The sequence below is a fragment of the Kitasatospora sp. NPDC057512 genome (assembly GCF_042802135.1).
Classification (GTDB): domain Bacteria; phylum Actinomycetota; class Actinomycetes; order Streptomycetales; family Streptomycetaceae; genus Kitasatospora.
Map to the genome: position 1 here is coordinate 1 of NZ_JBHVET010001210.1, position 1421 is coordinate 1421.

Sequence of the window (1421 nt, forward strand, 5' to 3'; positions counted from 1 at the left end):
GGTCCGGGGCCCCTGCGGCGGGCGCCCGCCGGCAGGCGCCCACGCGCCCGCCTGCGCCCGCGGCAAACAGGCTCTGACCTGGTGTTATGCCGAATTTCGCCTAGGCTGTGGAGCTCTGCCGGACACCTTCGGAGGGGACATCGTGAACGAGGAGAAGACCGGGTACGAGGCCGCCCGCATCCAGGTCCTGGAAGGCCTGGAAGCCGTGCGGAAGCGGCCCGGGATGTACATCGGCTCGACCGGTGAACGCGGCCTGCGCCACATGGTGTTCGAGGTCGCCGACCGGGCGGTGAAGGAGGCCCTGGCTGGCCGCGCCGGCCGCGTCGACATCACCCTCATGTCCGACGGCGGCGTGCGCGTCGCCGACGACGGCCCGGGCGTCCCCGTCCGCGGGGCGGAGGAGACCGACGGGCCCGACCTCGACACCCTGCTGACCCGTCTGTGGGCCGGAGCGGGGCCCGGTGGCGGCCGCCGCGACGTGGCGCTCGGGCACTGGGCGGTGGGCCCCGCCGTCGTCAACGCCCTGTCGGGCCGGATGACGGCCGAGGTGCGGCGCGAGGGGGTGCGCTGGGAGCGGGAGTACGCGCGCGGCGCGGCCGTCACCCCGCTCACCGGGGCGGGCCCGGCGACCGGCAGCGGGACCGTCCTCACCTTCTGGCCGGATGCCGAGGTCTTCGGGACGGCGGAGTTCTCCTTCGACGACCTGGCCGACCGCTTCCGCGAACTGGCCTTCCTGTACCGCGAGTTGGACATCTCGCTGACCGACCGTCGCGGCCCCGGCGAGCCCCGGTCGGCGCGGTTCCACTCCCCCGGCGGGGTACGGGAGTTCGTCGCCTTCCTCGACGACCGGGACGCGGCCCGGGACACGGCCCGGGATGCGGCCCCGGATGCGGCCCGGGACGCGGCGCCCGCCGCCACGGACACCCTCGCCTTCGAGGCCGAGGACCCCCGGATGGCGGGGACGCTGGAGGTGGCCCTGCGCTGGCGCGCCGGCGGCGAGGAGCGGGTCCGGAGCTTCGCCAACAGCCGGCCCACCCCGCGCGGCGGCACCCACGAACTCGGCTTCCGTGACGGGCTGGCGGCCGCGCTCGACGCGTACGCGCGCAAGCGGCCCCTGCCGGACGCGCCGGGTTCCGGCCTGAGCGCCGGGCAGGCCTGCGCGGGCCTGACGGCGGTCGTGTCGGTGAAGCTCGACGAGCCCGAGTTCCACGGCTCCACCCTCGACGTGCTCGGCAACACCGCCGTGCGCGCCTGCGTCGCCGAGGCCGTCCGCCGCCACCTGGACGCCTGGCTGGAGCAGCACCCGCGGCAGGCCGCGGCCGTCGTCGAACGCCTCGTCCACGGCGCCTGAGCAACACCCCGCCCGCCCGCACGGCCCCGGCCGCCCGAGCGGCACCCGGTCCCGCCGCCTCCCTCAAGGC

1 protein-coding gene is annotated in these 1421 nt (G+C 76.8%); it reads left to right on the forward strand.

Annotated elements, in window-relative coordinates; all coding sequences use genetic code 11:
* The first annotated feature begins 142 nt into the window (after positions 1-142).
* Entirely contained in the window at positions 143-1351 is a 1209-nt protein-coding gene (locus tag ACFU6K_RS38975) for a DNA gyrase subunit B (RefSeq protein ID WP_380671409.1), read from the forward strand.
* Positions 1352-1421: the final 70 nt, after the last annotated feature.